This is a genomic window from Streptococcus sp. 121 (assembly GCF_016458205.1).
Classification (GTDB): Bacteria; Bacillota; Bacilli; order Lactobacillales; family Streptococcaceae; genus Streptococcus.
In genome coordinates this window covers 1-15,190 of sequence record NZ_JAEMED010000003.1, presented here as the reverse complement: position 1 = coordinate 15,190, position 15,190 = coordinate 1, and the positions used below count along the sequence as shown (strand labels likewise).

Genomic DNA, 15,190 nt, shown 5'->3' with positions numbered 1-15,190 from the left:
CTTTTTGCGGATTTTGAACTAAAATATAATATGATACATTGTGAAAATTGAAGGATGTCCTAAGAACAAGTTGGATAAAATTGCGACCTAAAAACCGAAGAAATGGGATCAAGGCACGACATGTTTTCCAATTTGCGTTCAATGAGTTATGACTGATTGATTTTCCATGTATGAGAGATTCTTTTGAAAAAACTTCGGGGATTTTAAAAGAAGGAAGGAGTTCTATGTATGAAAACTGAACCGTTTACAAAAACTGTTCAACGATTTTCCATTCGAAAATATTCCATCGGAGCAGCCTCCGTTTTTCTTGGAAGCGTGATTTTTGGCGGAGGTCCAGTTCAGGCAGCTGAACAGGCAGCAGCAGATGTTCCAGAGGTTAAGGAAGGTTTGAGTGTAGAGGCTCAGAATGAGCCGGCCGAGGCTTTAGGAACAGAATCTCCAGTGGTTTATCCGGCGGATGCGACCCTTGGAGGAGCGGAACTGCCGTCCCCTGCCCCTTCAGGTGAAACACTATCCTCTCAGACGGAAGATTCCCGTCAAGCAACTTTGGTCCAGTCAGGATCGTCTACGGTCGCGGAACCCTTGAAAGTGGAGCCGGTTCAAGCACGTGCAATACAGGAAGAACCGAACTCTTTGGGAGAGACAGTCGCAAGGACCACTGCTTCAGACCAGCCAGAAACAGAGAGCACAAATTCAGTGTCATCTGAAAAACCTGTGGCAGTAGAGGCTAACCCTAACCAAGTGGTATCAGAAGCAGGCCTTTCCGCTACAGAGGTAACTCCTGCTAAACCACAAGCCCCTATTGATTTAGGCGTGAACGGATTTACTCCGAATGTGGTTGATCCAAAGTTCATTGTGGAAATTTATGGCGGAACCTATTTTGACCGCTTTGAAAACAAGGGCAATCAGATCATCTTGCGCCAGTCGAACTGGAACAAGTTCAAGGGAGTGGGGTTCTCGCAAGAATACAATCAGGAAGGCCAATCCGGGAACTACTTGCTTTGGTTTGAGAATCCAAATTTTTACAACAATATTGAGAGCATTAAGGTTAAGACGGATTCCATTTACGATGTGAGTCTGGAATTGACTTCGAGCCAGGACAACCAACTTTGGTCCATCCCGGTGCTCAAGCGCTTTGTCAGCTTCCCAGATGATCCCAATAATACATCGGATGCAACTAATTTTCCGCTAACGATTACCCTTAAAGACGGTAAAACCGTGACGGAGCTCGTGGGCAGTCAAGCTGTGACTTTCGGATCTGCTTTTGTAAGTGGAGATAACTACGATCGCGTCTTCAACATCAACCGTTTGGTCGTTGACACCTTGAATGGCGCTTGGTTTGCGGCCGATATGCCTAACCGTGATGCTGCCCAAGCAGAGACGACGGTAGATAGTATTTTTTCCGATACAAAAAAACGGAAGACAGCTGACTCACCAAGTAACCAAGAAGTTTCCGAAATTCTTCCCCTTGTCACTGAAGATGGACAAGTAAAAGGCTTCAAATTTATAACCCGGTATGAACTGGTTAAGGGCCGCAGTGTGCTAACCGAGCCAGCGGGTACCATTCCTTACATCGTTCAAAAATTACCGGCGGAATTGATGAGCCTAGTCGATACCAACCAAGTGAGCTTGTATGCTTCAAATGCTGGAGGCGTCGGTATCAGTAAAGCGATTCCTTTGGTGGTGGATGGTACAGGCCTTGTCCACACAAAAAATACTCCAGCTATCAGTTTGGAAGGCGTCAGCAGCCAAGAAGAAGCCGAACGTAGACGTCAGAATCTGGCTCCGATCTTCCGGCCGATTATTGAGGAAGTCAAAACCCCAAGCGTCACCTTGAGTGGTTATTATGAACCAGCTGCTTATACCATCGAATACACTCTTAAGAATCCACTCAGTCGAGCTGAATTTGCAGCCCAAATTGCGGCTATTGCGGACGCAAGTGGAGCTTCTGCCTTGGCGGAAACTTGGAAAGAGCGTGGAGTCATGGTGGGTTCTAGTCAGTCAGCTGGCATCATGCGAAATACTTATTCCAACTCTTACATGGATCGTTCAGTCTTGCAAGTGGAGAACAAGTTAAGTGGACAAATGACTCAAGCGGACCTTTATGAAGGTCACTACCCAGTCCTCGATATCCAGATTGGAAAATCAGAAGTGGTGCCTCAGACAGGTCAAGTTCCGAGGGGAACACAGTTCAGTGTAATTTCTGATAATAGATCCCAAATTGAATTTGATGGTCAAGGGAATGCGACCGTCACTACACCCGCTACCGAGAAACCTGGGCGGACCGCTTATACCGTTCAGGTACGCTACCCGGATGGTTCAACAGAACGCCTGGTCCTAACGGTCAATCGCATCCCAGCCACCAATGAAGAAGCTGAACGCTACAACCCAAGTTACACTCCTGCGACGGTGGAAGCCGGTAACCAAGTCGTCTTGGAAGGCCAAGGACTTCCATCTTCAGCAAGCTATAGCGTGACGGGGTCGGGTATGACCATTGATTCACAGGGGCGAGTAACTGTGGCTGTTCCGCTTGACGCAGTTAGCGGCCCCGTTCACGGCCAGGTCACTGTCCGTTACAGCGATGGTTCAGAGGATTTAGTTCCAGTAATGGTTCAGGTGACAGCTAAACCAGCAGCTGAACGCTACAATCCAAGCTATGAGACCGCGCATGTTCAAGCGGGCGATCAAGTCGTCCTAGAAGGTCAAGGACTTCCATCTTCAGCACGCTATAGCGTAACCGGATCCGGTATGACAGTGGATAGTCAGGGCCGAGTAACTGTCGTGGTTCCAGCAGATGCGGCAACAGGTAGTTTGACGGGTCAAGTGACCGTCCGTTACAGCGATGGTTCAGAGGATTTAGTTCCGGTTACTGTTCAAGTGACAGCTAAACCAGCCGCTGAACGCTACAACCCAAGTTATACTCCTGCGACGGTGGAAGCTGGCAACCAAGTTGTCCTAGAAGGCCAAGGACTTCCATCTTCAGCAAGCTATAGCGTGACGGGATCCGGCATGACAGTGGATAGTCAGGGACGTGTGACTGTTATTGTGCCAGCAGACGCGGCAACAGGTAGCTTGACAGGCCAGGTCACTGTCCGTTACAGCGATGGCTCCGAGGATTTAGTTCCGGTAATGGTTCAGGTGACAGCTAAACCAGCAGCTGAACGCTACAATCCAAGTTACACTCCTGCGACGGTGGAAGCTGGTAACCAAGTCGTCTTGGAAGGCCAAGGACTACCATCTTCAGCAAGCTACAGCGTAACGGGGTCGGGTATGACCATTGATTCACAGGGTCGAGTAACTGTGGCTGTTCCGCTTGACGCAGTTAGCGGCCCCGTTCACGGCCAGGTCACCGTCCGTTATAGCGATGGTTCCGAGGATTTAGTTCCGGTTACTGTTCAAGTGACAGCTAAACCAGCAGCTGAACGCTACAACCCAAGTTACACTCCTGCGACGGTGGAAGCCGGTAACCAAGTCGTCTTGGAAGGCCAAGGTCTACCATCTTCAGCAAGCTATAGCGTGACGGGGTCGGGTATGACCATTGATTCACAGGGTCGAGTAACTGTGGCTGTTCCGCTTGACGCAGTTAGCGGCCCCGTTCACGGCCAGGTCACTGTCCGTTATAGCGATGGTTCCGAGGATTTAGTTCCGGTTACTGTTCAAGTGACAGCTAAACCAGAAGCTGAACGCTACAACCCAAGTTACACTCCTGCGACGGTGGAAGCCGGTAACCAAGTCGTCCTAGAAGGCCAAGGACTTCCATCTTCAGCAAGTTATAGCGTGACGGGATCCGGCATGACAGTGGATAGTCAGGGCCGAGTAACTGTCGTGGTTCCGGCAGATGCGGCAACAGGTAGTTTGACGGGTCAAGTGACTGTCCGTTACAGCGATGGTTCAGAGGATTTAGTTCCGGTTACTGTTCAAGTGACAGCTAAACCAGCAGCTGAACGCTACAACCCAAGTTACACTCCTGCGACGGTGGAAGCTGGTAACCAAGTCGTCTTAGAAGGCCAAGGGCTTCCATCTTCAGCAAGTTACAGCGTGACGGGATCCGGTATGACAGTGGATAGTCAGGGCCGAGTAACTGTCGTGGTTCCGGCAGATGCCCAAACGGGCAGCCTGCAAGGTCGTGTCACTGTCCGTTATGGAGATGGATCTGAAGACGTTGTTCCACTTACGATCCAAGTAATAGCTCGACCTCTAGCAGAGGTTTATAATCCTGTTTATACCCCAATAAGTCTTCAAGCCGGAACTATGGGGCGTCTAGGAGTGGAAGGTCTACCTGAACGTGCGACTTATCGCGTGAGTGGTGAAGGGATGACCATTGATGATTTTGGTCGTGTGACGGTAACGATACCAGACGATGCTCCAACGGGTACACGGACTGGTCAGGTAACCATTACTTATGCCGATGGCTCAGAAGATCTGGTTCCAGTTTTTGTTCAAGTAACAGCCCGACCAGTTGTAGAGTGGGAAGCTGATCGCTACAATCCAAGCTATGAGACCGCGCACGTTCAAGCCGGCAGTCACGTTGTCCTAGAAGGTCAAGGTCTCCCAGATCAGGCCACCTATACAATTGTTGGAACCGGAATGACTGTGGATAATCAAGGGCGCGTCACTGTCGCTGTTTCAGAAGACAGTGCTACTGGTACATTGACAGGTAATGTAACTGTTCGTTATAGCGATGGATCCAGTGATGTTGTACGCGTCACTGTTCAAGTGACGGCGCGACCACTCGCAGAGTTTTACGCACCAAGCTATACCACAGCGACTCTCCAACAAGGCGGAACAATGACCTTAGGTAGCCAAGGCTTCCCGGTAGAGGCAAGCTACCAGGTTTATGGGGATTATATGGCGGTGGATGATCGAGGTCGGGTAACGGTAAGCCTACCTGTGGATGCTCCAATTGGGGGCTTGGCTGGTCTAGTTACTGTGACCTACCTAGACGGTTCCCAAGATCAGGTTCCTGTTCAAATTACTGTAACAGCTCGACCAGAAATCAGTCGTGAAGCGGATCGTTACAATCCAAGTTATCCGGAAAGTGCCCTCCAAGCTGGTCAGCAAGTTATGGTAGAGGGTCAAGATCTTCCAGAACAGGCCGCCTATACAATTGTTGGAACCGGTATGACCGTGGATGATCAAGGTCGAGTAACGATTAAAGTTGATGAGACCAGTGGTTCCGGGACCCTTCGTGGAGTCGTCACTGTCACCTACTCAGATGGTTCCCAAGATCAGACAGCGGTGACCGTCCAAGTAACGGCCCGGCCACTTGCTGAACGCTACAATCCAAATTATAGTCCAATTACTGTGGAGGCTGGAAATCAAGTGATTCTTGGATCCCAAGGCTTGCCACGAGAGGCGACTTATCAAATTGAGGGAGAAGGCATGCGTGTCGATGCTCAAGGACAAGTAACGGTTGATATTCCAGCTGATACCCCTGCGGGTGATCGGACTGGACAAGTTACCATCACCTATAGGGATGGTTCTCAAGACCGTGTGTCCGTTGTGGTGCATGTGACAGCTAAGCCTGTTGTAACACCGGATGCTGACAAGTACAATCCAAGCTATCCAAGTCTTGAAGGTGAGCAAGGAAGTTTGGTTGAACTGGAAGGACAGGGACTACCAGAACAAGCCCGTTACCGTATTGTTGGTTCCGGTATGCGCGTGGATCCATATGGTTTGGTTAGTGTACCAATCCCATCCGATGCGGCTGTAGGTAGCCTTATCACAGGTCAATTGACTATTCGCTATGCTGATGGTTCAGAAGACCTGATTCCAATTACTGTCCGTGTTAAAGAATTATCACGTTCAGAAGCTGAGAAGTTTGACCCAAGTTATGACTTGATGGAAGTACAGGCCGGGGAAGAAATCCTAATTGAAGGAAATAACTTGCCAAGTTCTGCTCGTTACAGCATTAGTGGATCTGGTATGACGGTGGATGCTCAAGGTCGTGTAAGGGTTTCTGTCCCAGCAGATGCTGTAGATGGCACCCTTGAAGGACAAGTGACTGTCCACTATACCGATGGCTCAGAAGACCTGGTGGAAGTCAGGGTAATCGTGATCGCCAAACCAGTAGAACCGGAAAAACCAGAGATACCGGAATCCGATCGCTACAATCCAAGTTATGCTACTGCGACCGTTCAAGCAGGAAATCAAGTAGTCTTGGAAGGCCAAGGTCTTCCAAGTCAGGCCACCTATAGTGTTGATGGTCTAGGCATGACCGTAGATGACCAAGGTCGTGTGACTGTAGTTGTTCCAGCGGATGCAGCTAGCGGCAGCTTGACAGGTCAAGTGATTGTACGCTACAAGGATGGTTCAGAAGACCGGGTAGTTGTGACAGTAGAGGTTGTAGCGAAACCGGTAGATCCAGATAAGCCGGTAACCCCTGTAGAACCGGAAAAACCGGTGATTCCAGAAGCAGACCGTTATAACCCAAGCTATGTAGCTGTTGAAGTGGCAGCAGGCACCCAGGTAACTATTCCAGGTGTAAACCTCCCAACTTCTGCCAGCTACAGAATTGAGGGCACAGGTATGACTGTGGGCTCCAATGGTTGGGTGACTGTAGTTGTTCCAGCGGATGCTAAGTCAGGCAGTCTCACGGGTTATGTAACGGTTCGTTACAATGACGGCTCAGAGGATCGGGTGCCAGTGACGGTAACTGTCAAGGAGACCGCCAAACCAGTTGATCCAGAGAAACCAGTGACACCGGTAGAGCCAGACAAGCCGGTAATCCCAGTTGATCCAGAGAAACCAGTGACACCGGTAGAACCAGACAAGCCGGTAATCCCAGTTGATCCAGAGAAACCAGTGACACCGGTAGAACCAGACAAGCCGGTAATCCCAGTTGATCCAGAGAAACCAGTGGCACCGGTAGGACCAGAAAAACCGGTCACACCGGTGGTTCCGGAGGAACCAGGGGTACCTAGTGAGCGTGAGGAGGCAATAGTGACGCCTCTGGTGATGCCAAGTCATGGAGCTCAGTTGGAGTCCGTGACAGGACAGCAGACGGATTTGTCTGCGGCTCAGATGCCGGTGGAAGAAGAGCTTCCAAATACTGGAGAAGTTCGCCATCCATTGATGCGCTTCCTAGTTTGGTTGCTTTCTCTAGTTGGTTTTGGTTTCCTTTTCCAAAAGAAAAAAGAGGAAGAGTAAGTCAAAATAGTTGAAAAGTAGGTGAAATCCGATAGGATTTACCTGCTTTTTTGCTCTCTATCCCTTGCTGCTATTGGATTTATTGGAAATTGTGGTATAATAATACTAATTTTGATGAAGGAAGAAGATTGTGAAGAAGAGCTATCGTATCAAAAGAAATCAAGACTTTAAGGCTCTGTTAGCTCAGAAGCGGAATAAAGCTAATCGGAAGTTTGTGGTTTACCAGATGGATAGTGACTTGAAACATTTTCGAGTGGGGCTTTCCGTAAGTAAGCGTTTGGGAAATGCAGTGACTCGTAATCGTATCAAGCGGCATTTGCGCCATCTCCTTCAGAAACACCAAGATCAATTAGCAAATGTGGATATTCTGTTGATTGCCCGTAAGGGGGTTGAAGATTTATCCTACGCTGAGATGGAGCAGAATTTGCTTCATGTACTCAAGCTAGCTGAGATCTATCAAAAGGAAGAAGATTGTGAAGAAAAAGAAAATTCTTAGTGTGCTGATGATGGGAGTAACCATGTTGCTCTTGACAGCCTGTGGGACTTCTCAAGTTACCAGTCAATCGACCGGTCTTTGGGAACAGATTGTTTATTTATTTGCGGAGGCTATTAATGGGCTTTCTTTTGGAGGCAATGTTGGTCTAGGGATTATTCTCATGACCTTGATTTTGCGGACGGTACTCTTGCCGGTTTTCCAATACCAAACCAAGTCTTCTCAGAAGATGCAAGAGATACAGCCTGCCCTTCGGGCACTGCAAGAGGAGTATCGCGGACGTGGCCGTGAAGGTCAGGAAGAACTAGCCCGTAAGACGCAGGCTCTTTATGCGGAGCATGGTGTTCGTCCTTTTGCAGCCTTCATCCCCCTCTTTGTGCAGTTGCCGATTTTGCTGGCCTTCTATCAATCCCTCACACGAGTGGATATCCTGCAAGGAGCCCACTTCTTGTGGTTGGATCTTAGCCAACCCGACCCTTACTTGATTCTCCCATTTTTGGCCGCAGCACTCACCTTCGGGTCCTCTTGGCTATCTACTTATGCTTTAAAAGAAAAAAATGGATTGACAACCAGTATGACTTACATCATGCCAGTGATGATTTTCTTCCTCTCGCTCTCGGTAGCAAGTGGGGTGGCTCTCTATTGGACCGTCTCCAATGCTTATCAGGTTGGGCAGACGCTATTCTTAAACAATCCATTTAAAATAGTAGCGGCACGGCAACGTGAGGAAGAAGTTGCCAAGCAAAAGGTCGCTGCGCAACGCAAGGCCGAACGTAAGGCGAAGAAAAAGAGAAAGAAAAAGTAAAGCGATAAAGGAGTCTACTTATGGCACGTTATACAGGAGCTACCGTTGAGGAAGCCATTCAACAAGGTCTAGACGACCTCGGCCTCCCTCGTATGAAAGTTCGCATCAAAGTACTTGCTCGCGAAAAATCAGGCTTTTTAGGAATCGGTAAAAAACCAGCTCAGGTCGAAATGGAAGCCTTGGATTTCAAAGAAGACTATGATTTCGAGGATACAACTCCTCTTCCAAGTTCGCTCCTAGCCGAAGCGGAAGAGATTGAGGAAGAGGTTGGCCCAGAAGCCAACTTCCAATCCTCAGAAGACATGGCAGAAGCTATCTCCAAACTTGAAGAAACCGGTAAATTGAGCATCCTCTTCCCACGCGACCTCCCGAAAGAGACTTTGGGGGAAGAAGAGAAAGCCGCAGTAGATGACCAGTTGGAATCTCAAGCAACTGAGATCTCTGAGCCTCTTATCCAGGTTGAAAGTGTAGAAGTGGCGTCTGAACCGGCTGAAGTTGTCGACACCGAGCCAGAATTGGAAGCGGAGCCGGAAATTGTAGGACAACCAGAAACAATCGAAGAGTCTCTAGCTGAGGAAGAAGTTGGTGAAGTGACTTTCGTCACAGTTGACCCCGAACCAGAGCCTGAACCGGTCACTTTTGTCCGCCGAGAGCGCGATAGCTTAGAAGAAGAACAGATGGATCAAGCACAAACTTATCTAGAATCTGTTCTCCGAGAAATGGATGTTGAAGCAACAGTTTCTGCCTCCATCAGTCGTCGGACCATTTATTTCCAAATTGATACCAACGAACCAGGGCGCGTGATTGGGTACCATGGTAAGGTTCTGAAGTCCTTGCAGCTCCTAGCCCAAAACTACCTCTATAACCTTTACGGACGTACACTCTTTATCTCCATCAACGTCAATGACTATGTGGAACACAGAGCAGAAGTTCTCCAAAGCTATGCTCAGAAACTAGCCCTCCGGGTCCTAGAAGAAGGCAGAGCTATGGAAACCGATCCTATGTCCAACAGTGAACGTAAAATCATTCATCGCATCATCTCTAAAATCGATGGGGTTACCTCCTACTCAGAAGGCGACGAACCAAATCGTTACGTCGTAGTGGATATTGAAGAAGATGAAGCCGAATTAATCTGACAAGAAAACCTCTCCGTCCTTGGAGAGGTTTTTTGAAAATCAGAAAAACAAAAAGCATTAGCCGTCTTACTTTGACCAGTGATGGCTAATGCTTCCTGTTAAGAAAGGGTGTGGTGCCAATGCGGATACGGATTACGCAGGCTAACATTTCTTACCCTAAAAGAAAGGAGCCGTCCCTATCCATAAACGAGGTAAACACAACAAAAAACGTTAACCGAAAAACTTTGACAGGTTGATTGGTTAACGTTTTTTTATTAACTAACTGAGTCACCGTCTTTAACGGCGCTACTAGGTGGTCGAATGACCACCCCTTATATAGTCTTTTAGTTTATCTTTTATTACTGTGTTAGCTCGTCTTGCCGTACTTTAGTACTGTCTACGACTCGCTGCCTTGTACTAAAAGTAAACTAAAAGACTATAACACTATCATAGCACTTTGAAGATAGAGTGCAAGTAAAAAGGGAGAGTGGGACAGAACAATTTTTATTGGGTGTAAATCATTTACTACAAGCCTTAATTTCATGTTGTAAGCTGCAACGTTTTCTCCTCAAACCAACCTCCCTTTTTTTCTTGAGGGAGCTCGGATTCTTGGAAGGGTGATGCAGAGTTCAATATGTTTTAGAGCAAAAAAACATATATAAAAATATTTGTTTTTGAAACAGGTAAATCTTTCCTTTTTCTAAATGAATTTGTTAAGATGGAAGGGTAGAAAAGTTAAGACGGTGACTCCTCGATTTTACGAAGGAAGGTGAGGCCTATGCGAAATAACGCAGGCGACCATTTCTATCCTAAAAGAAAGGAGAAGTTTTTTGTCTCTCGTAGAGATAATCGAGTGGACACTGAAGATTGGTACATTTGTGATCAATCTGATACGTCTCTATCTCGACTTATTCAGCAGAAAACACAAAAAGCATTAGCCGTCTTACTTTGACGAGATGATGGCTAATGCTTTTTAGTCAACATGAGTCACCGTCTTAAACGGTTCTACAGGGTGGTCGTTAGACCACCTCTTATAACACTATAATAGCACTTTGAAGATAGAATGCAAGTAAAAAGGGAAAAGGAGAAAAGTCCTTTCCCTTTTTTTGGAAGGAGCTAATGAACATGAAAGCTAATGTCTTTTATAGAATTAAATTGAAAGAATTAGAAGCCACAACATTAAAAAATCTTCCTCGTTATGAGGTCGATGATACTGAAGAGATACGTGAAGAAAAAAAGGAGCAGCTTTGGGACCTTATCGATATTCTTGAACAATTAGAAAAGGCGATCAAAGAGGATCCATCTGAGGACTTCAAAGAAAGTGCTCGATTACGCTTGATGGATGATGTACACAGACATTTATTGGACGTTTCCTTTACACGCTTAGATTTGGATGGTGATAGGCAGGATTTGGCAAACCGTTTTCTGCGCTTGAATGTTCATTTGGCAGATGAATTTTCTGAAATTTTATATGGATACGAGTTGGTGGCAGATTTATCTTGGGACTTGGATCAATGGTTAGATGAAAAATTTTTTGATAATTTCTTCCGAATGGATGAAGAATTTATTGCTATCCTATCTGGAATTTATGAAGTTTATGAGGAAAGCCAAAGGAATCGAAAATCCCGAATGGAGATTAAGGAACTGATCGGAATTATTTCAACCTATAAAAATCACATAGACAATTGTATGAGATTTTTGCTGGAAGTTGGAAAGATGGTGGATGAAGGGAAACTAAAAGAAAAAAGAATGTCCTATGATTTCAGTGAGTTCCAAGAATTTTTGGACAGTTTAGTAGATGATTATGGGTTGCTAGATGAGTATGTGTGGTAGGCGGATATAATCGAAACCGTACGTCCGGTTTTCCGTATTCGAAAGATTTGATGAATAATTTTAGGGAAGGATCTCATTTTGAGGTTCTTTTTCTGTTTACTATTGACGTAAGAATAGAGGCATAGGATAATAATGTAAGGTATTGATGAAAGGTAGAATGTATGACTAGTACCACTCAGTTTGAGAAAGATTTGTTAGAATCCCTGAAATTTAGTTTTATTCATAATCAATTTGCGCAAAATCAGTCCCATGCACCTAAACTTTTGATCAATCAGGATGAAACAAAACGCTATGTTTTGCTTGATTTGCAGGAGGAACTGACAAAGGCGACCAGTTTTTATTTTTCAGTGGCTTTTGTTACTCAATCTGGGATTGCTTTGATTAAGAGTCAGTTATCGGATTTGAATGATAGAGGTGTTCGAGGTAAAATTTTAATCTCTCCATATCTAGACTTTAATGATCCTTTAGCAATGAAGGAATTGTTGAAGTTAAAAAATGTAGAAGTTCGTCTGGCACCAGAAACTCTACAGCTGCATTCAAAAGTCTATTTAATTGATCAAGGAATGAGGCAAGTTCTAATAACTGGAAGCTCCAATTTAACCGGAAATGCTTTGAAGAAAAATTATGAATGGAACATTAAACTAACCTCTACGGAATACGGAGACTTAATTTTAGCTAGTAAAACTGAATTTTTTAGAATCTGGGATCAATCAACCTTGCTGACTAATGAGGTAATAGAGCGATATAGTCAGAAGCGCAAAACAAGAATCTTTATTGAGGTAGAGGAATCCGCGAAATCAAGCTATGTCACAAGATTGGAACCCAATAAGATGCAAGTTTCTGCGTTGACGGCTTTGGAACAGAAGCGATTATTGGGTGAGAAAAAATCTTTGGTGATTAGTGCTACGGGGACCGGGAAAACCTACCTTGCAGCTTTCGATGTTAGGAACTATAAGCCGGATCGTTTTTTATTTCTAGTACACCGAGAGCAAATTTTAGAAAAAGCAATTGAGAGTTTTCAGGAAGTCATTGGATTTGAAGATGGGCAAGCGGTAATTTATAAACCAGAATTGGATGTTAGTAAGATTCCTTATTTGTTTGCGACGGTTCAAACATTGTCACGGAATGAGCATTTGAATCGTTTTGCGGCGGATTATTTTGATTATATATTGATTGATGAGGTTCATAAAGCTGGTGCGAGCTCCTATAAGAAAATTTTGGAGCATTTTGATCCTGATTTTTTTCTTGGAATGACAGCTACCCTGGAACGGACGGATGGTCAAAATATTTATGAGTTATATGATTATCAAGTGGCCTATGAAATTCGACTTCAAGAAGCGCTAGATAATGATCTACTATGCCCCTTTATTTATTATGGGGTTACGGATATTCAGGTGGATGGTGAGTTGTTAGATGATACAGCCGATTTCAATCGTTTGATTTCGTCAGCTAGGCTCAGGCATTTGATTGAGAAAATTAACTATTACGGTTACTCGGGTGAGCAAGTAAAAGGGCTAGTATTTTGTTCACGTAAAGACGAGGCGAAAGAGCTAGCTAGACTTTTTACAGAACATGGGTGGCCATCACAGTCCTTGGATGGTGATGATTCACAGGCGACTCGCTACCAAGCTGTTAAAGATCTAGAGGAGGGTAGACTTTTCTATCTATTTACAGTTGATATTTTCAATGAGGGAATTGATATTCCAAGTGTCAACCAAGTTGTTATGTTGCGAAATACTCAATCGAGTATTGTGTTTGTTCAACAGTTGGGACGAGGACTCCGAAAGCATTCCGAGAAGGAATTTGTCACCATAATTGATTTCATTGGTAACTATAAGAATAATTATTTGATTCCAATTGCCCTATTTGGAGATCAATCAATGAATAAGGAGAACTATTGCCGCGAAGTTAGAGATGCTGCTGCAATTAAAGGGCTGACAACCGTGAACTTTGAAGCGATAGCGCAGAAACAGATTTTTGAAGCAATTACAAATACCAATCTTTCTTCAATGGCTATGTTAAGGAAGTCTTTTAAAGATTTAGAAAATCGATTGGGAAGAATTCCGAGGATGATTGATTTTCTTAAAAATAATCAGGTGGATCCGCTGATCTTTTTTGAAAACAATAGTTTTCGTGCTTATTACCAAGTTATTTCCAAGTTTTCAACAGAAGCACTTCATTTTTCAGATGATAAGGCTCGTATTTTAGAGTTTCTGACATTTGAGATTCTCGATGGAAAACGGCCCCACGAGCTGTACTTACTTGAAGTGTTGGTTGAACGAGGTTTTATATCTAGAGATGAATTTGTACAACTATTATCCTTAAAAGGTGTTTCGACTGATCCAGCAGTCATTGGATCTATGGAACGAATTTTAAGTCTTGTCTTTCTTAAACAGTCAGAGCGGAAGAGGTTTGGTGCTGCCCCACTTCTTCAGGCGAGTGAGTCAGATTATTCCTTATCACCGGAGGTTCGCGAATTTTTAAATGATTGGAGTTTTAAACGAGAATTTATAGATGTTTTGCAAGTTGGGCTTGAGAAGAGCACTAGCTATCCTGACCTGTTAACGATTGGTCAACGTTATACACGCAGGGATGCTCTCAAGTTCTTGAATTTTGAAAAAGACAATACACCACAAAATATTGGTGGTTATGTGATCGATGATTATTCGAATTCGTGTCCAATCTTTGTTACCTATCATAAAGATGACGATATAAGTGATACTATAAAATATGAAGATGAATTTCTAAGTGAGAGTACAATGAGGTGGTATTCAAAAAACAATCGGAGCTTTAAGTCACGTGATGTAAGTAAGATTCTAAACTCTGATGAAAATGACTTACGTTTGGAAATGTTTGTTAAAAAGGACGATTCGGAAAAAGGAGAATTTTATTATTTGGGTCCGGTTCGGGTCATACCAGGTTCAGCTAAGGAAGTTCAAAGGGAAAATGGAAAACTTGTTTCTATGATCTTCGAATTAGTAAATTCGGTTGAACCCTCTTTGTATCGGTATATTACAGAAAAATAAAAGAAGTGGATCCTAAAGGTGATCCACTTCTTTTATTGCAAGTAGCTCTGCAGCTGGAATATCAACAGGAGCCCAATCAAGGGTTGAGAGTTGCTCAGGCGTTAGCCATACTGATTGTTGATGCTCTAATAGATCTAAATTACCTGATAGCAATCTGGATAGATATGTTTTCATGCGAACTGTTCCGAATTCATAATCATAGCTTGCTTCGTTAATGAAGCTCACCACTTGGATTTCGGAGGCAAATTCTTCTTTGATTTCACGGATAAGAGCTTGCTCAGGATTTTCTCCTAATTCAATCTTCCCACCAGGAAATTCCCAGTATCCGGCGAGACTTTTTCCCTCGGGGCGCTGAGCACAGAATATTTTGCCGTCTTTGACAATGGCGGCAGCAACTACATCAATGATTTTCTCTGACATACATTCTCCTCCTGCTAAAATCTTACCACATTTACTGATGGAAGTCGGGTTATATTGGGGGATTATTTTTTGAATATACTCTTTTAGTTTATCTTTTATTACTGTGTTAGCTCGTCTTGCCGTACTTTAGTACTGCCTGCGACTCGCTGCCTTGTACTAAAAGCAAACTAAAACTCCAAGCAGGCTTCGCCTGCTAACTCATGACGGAAAATTAGTTCAGGTATATAATAAAGATGAGCAATACAAATCCGTAAGTTTATTAGGGCTTTGCCGAGCCTGTAACTAAAACTGGATGAATAAGAGTCATGAGATAACTCGAATACGCCTTGAGCGTGAAAATAAAATTACA

At 44.6% G+C, this 15,190-nt stretch carries 7 protein-coding genes; 6 read left to right on the top strand and 1 reads right to left on the bottom strand.

The genetic code is table 11. The features are described from left to right. Positions 1 to 228 precede the first annotated feature (228 nt). From JEQ21_RS00875 to JEQ21_RS00850, 6 genes are all read left to right on the top strand, one after another. Positions 229 to 7,149 (top strand): Rib/alpha-like domain-containing protein, encoded by a 6,921-nt coding sequence (locus tag JEQ21_RS00875; RefSeq protein ID WP_199363578.1) that lies wholly within the window; start codon positions 229 to 231, stop codon positions 7,147 to 7,149. Positions 7,150 to 7,279: 130 nt separating this feature from the next. Further along, a complete protein-coding gene (gene rnpA / locus JEQ21_RS00870) occupies positions 7,280 to 7,645 on the top strand; it encodes a ribonuclease P protein component (protein ID WP_196092403.1) in 366 nt (121 codons plus the stop codon). Then, entirely contained in the window at positions 7,623 to 8,447 is an 825-nt protein-coding gene (locus JEQ21_RS00865) for a YidC/Oxa1 family membrane protein insertase (RefSeq protein WP_325176115.1), read from the top strand. The genes rnpA and JEQ21_RS00865 overlap by 23 nt, the downstream gene beginning before the upstream one ends. A gap of 20 nt (positions 8,448 to 8,467) precedes the next feature. Further along, entirely contained in the window at positions 8,468 to 9,583 is a 1,116-nt protein-coding gene (gene jag / locus JEQ21_RS00860) for an RNA-binding cell elongation regulator Jag/EloR (protein WP_199363577.1), read from the top strand. A gap of 1,104 nt (positions 9,584 to 10,687) precedes the next feature. Beyond that, the gene (locus JEQ21_RS00855; protein ID WP_199363576.1) at positions 10,688 to 11,395 is read left to right on the top strand and encodes a hypothetical protein; all 708 of its coding nucleotides are present in this window, start codon (positions 10,688 to 10,690) and stop codon (positions 11,393 to 11,395) included. 161 nt (positions 11,396 to 11,556) lie between these two features. After that, the gene (locus JEQ21_RS00850) at positions 11,557 to 14,421 is read left to right on the top strand and encodes a DUF3427 domain-containing protein (RefSeq protein WP_199363575.1); all 2,865 of its coding nucleotides are present in this window, start codon (positions 11,557 to 11,559) and stop codon (positions 14,419 to 14,421) included. Between the two features lie 12 nt (positions 14,422 to 14,433). Here the strand turns inward: JEQ21_RS00850 and JEQ21_RS00845 are convergent, their stop codons facing one another. Further along, complete coding sequence (locus JEQ21_RS00845; RefSeq protein ID WP_196967305.1) at positions 14,434 to 14,841, bottom strand: (deoxy)nucleoside triphosphate pyrophosphohydrolase; 408 nt, start codon at positions 14,839 to 14,841, stop codon at positions 14,434 to 14,436. Between the last annotated feature and the right edge of the window lie 349 nt (positions 14,842 to 15,190).

Excerpts from the sequence above, each read along its gene's own strand:
- JEQ21_RS00875 (WP_199363578.1), top strand. The coding sequence starts at position 229 with ATGAAAACTGAACCGTTTACAAAAACTGTTCAACGATTTTCCATTCGA.
- jag (WP_199363577.1), top strand. The coding sequence starts at position 8,468 with ATGGCACGTTATACAGGAGCTACCGTTGAGGAAGCCATTCAACAAGGT.
- JEQ21_RS00855 (WP_199363576.1), top strand. The coding sequence starts at position 10,688 with ATGAAAGCTAATGTCTTTTATAGAATTAAATTGAAAGAATTAGAAGCC.
- JEQ21_RS00850 (WP_199363575.1), top strand. The coding sequence starts at position 11,557 with ATGACTAGTACCACTCAGTTTGAGAAAGATTTGTTAGAATCCCTGAAA.
- JEQ21_RS00845 (WP_196967305.1), bottom strand. The coding sequence starts at position 14,841 with ATGTCAGAGAAAATCATTGATGTAGTTGCTGCCGCCATTGTCAAAGAC.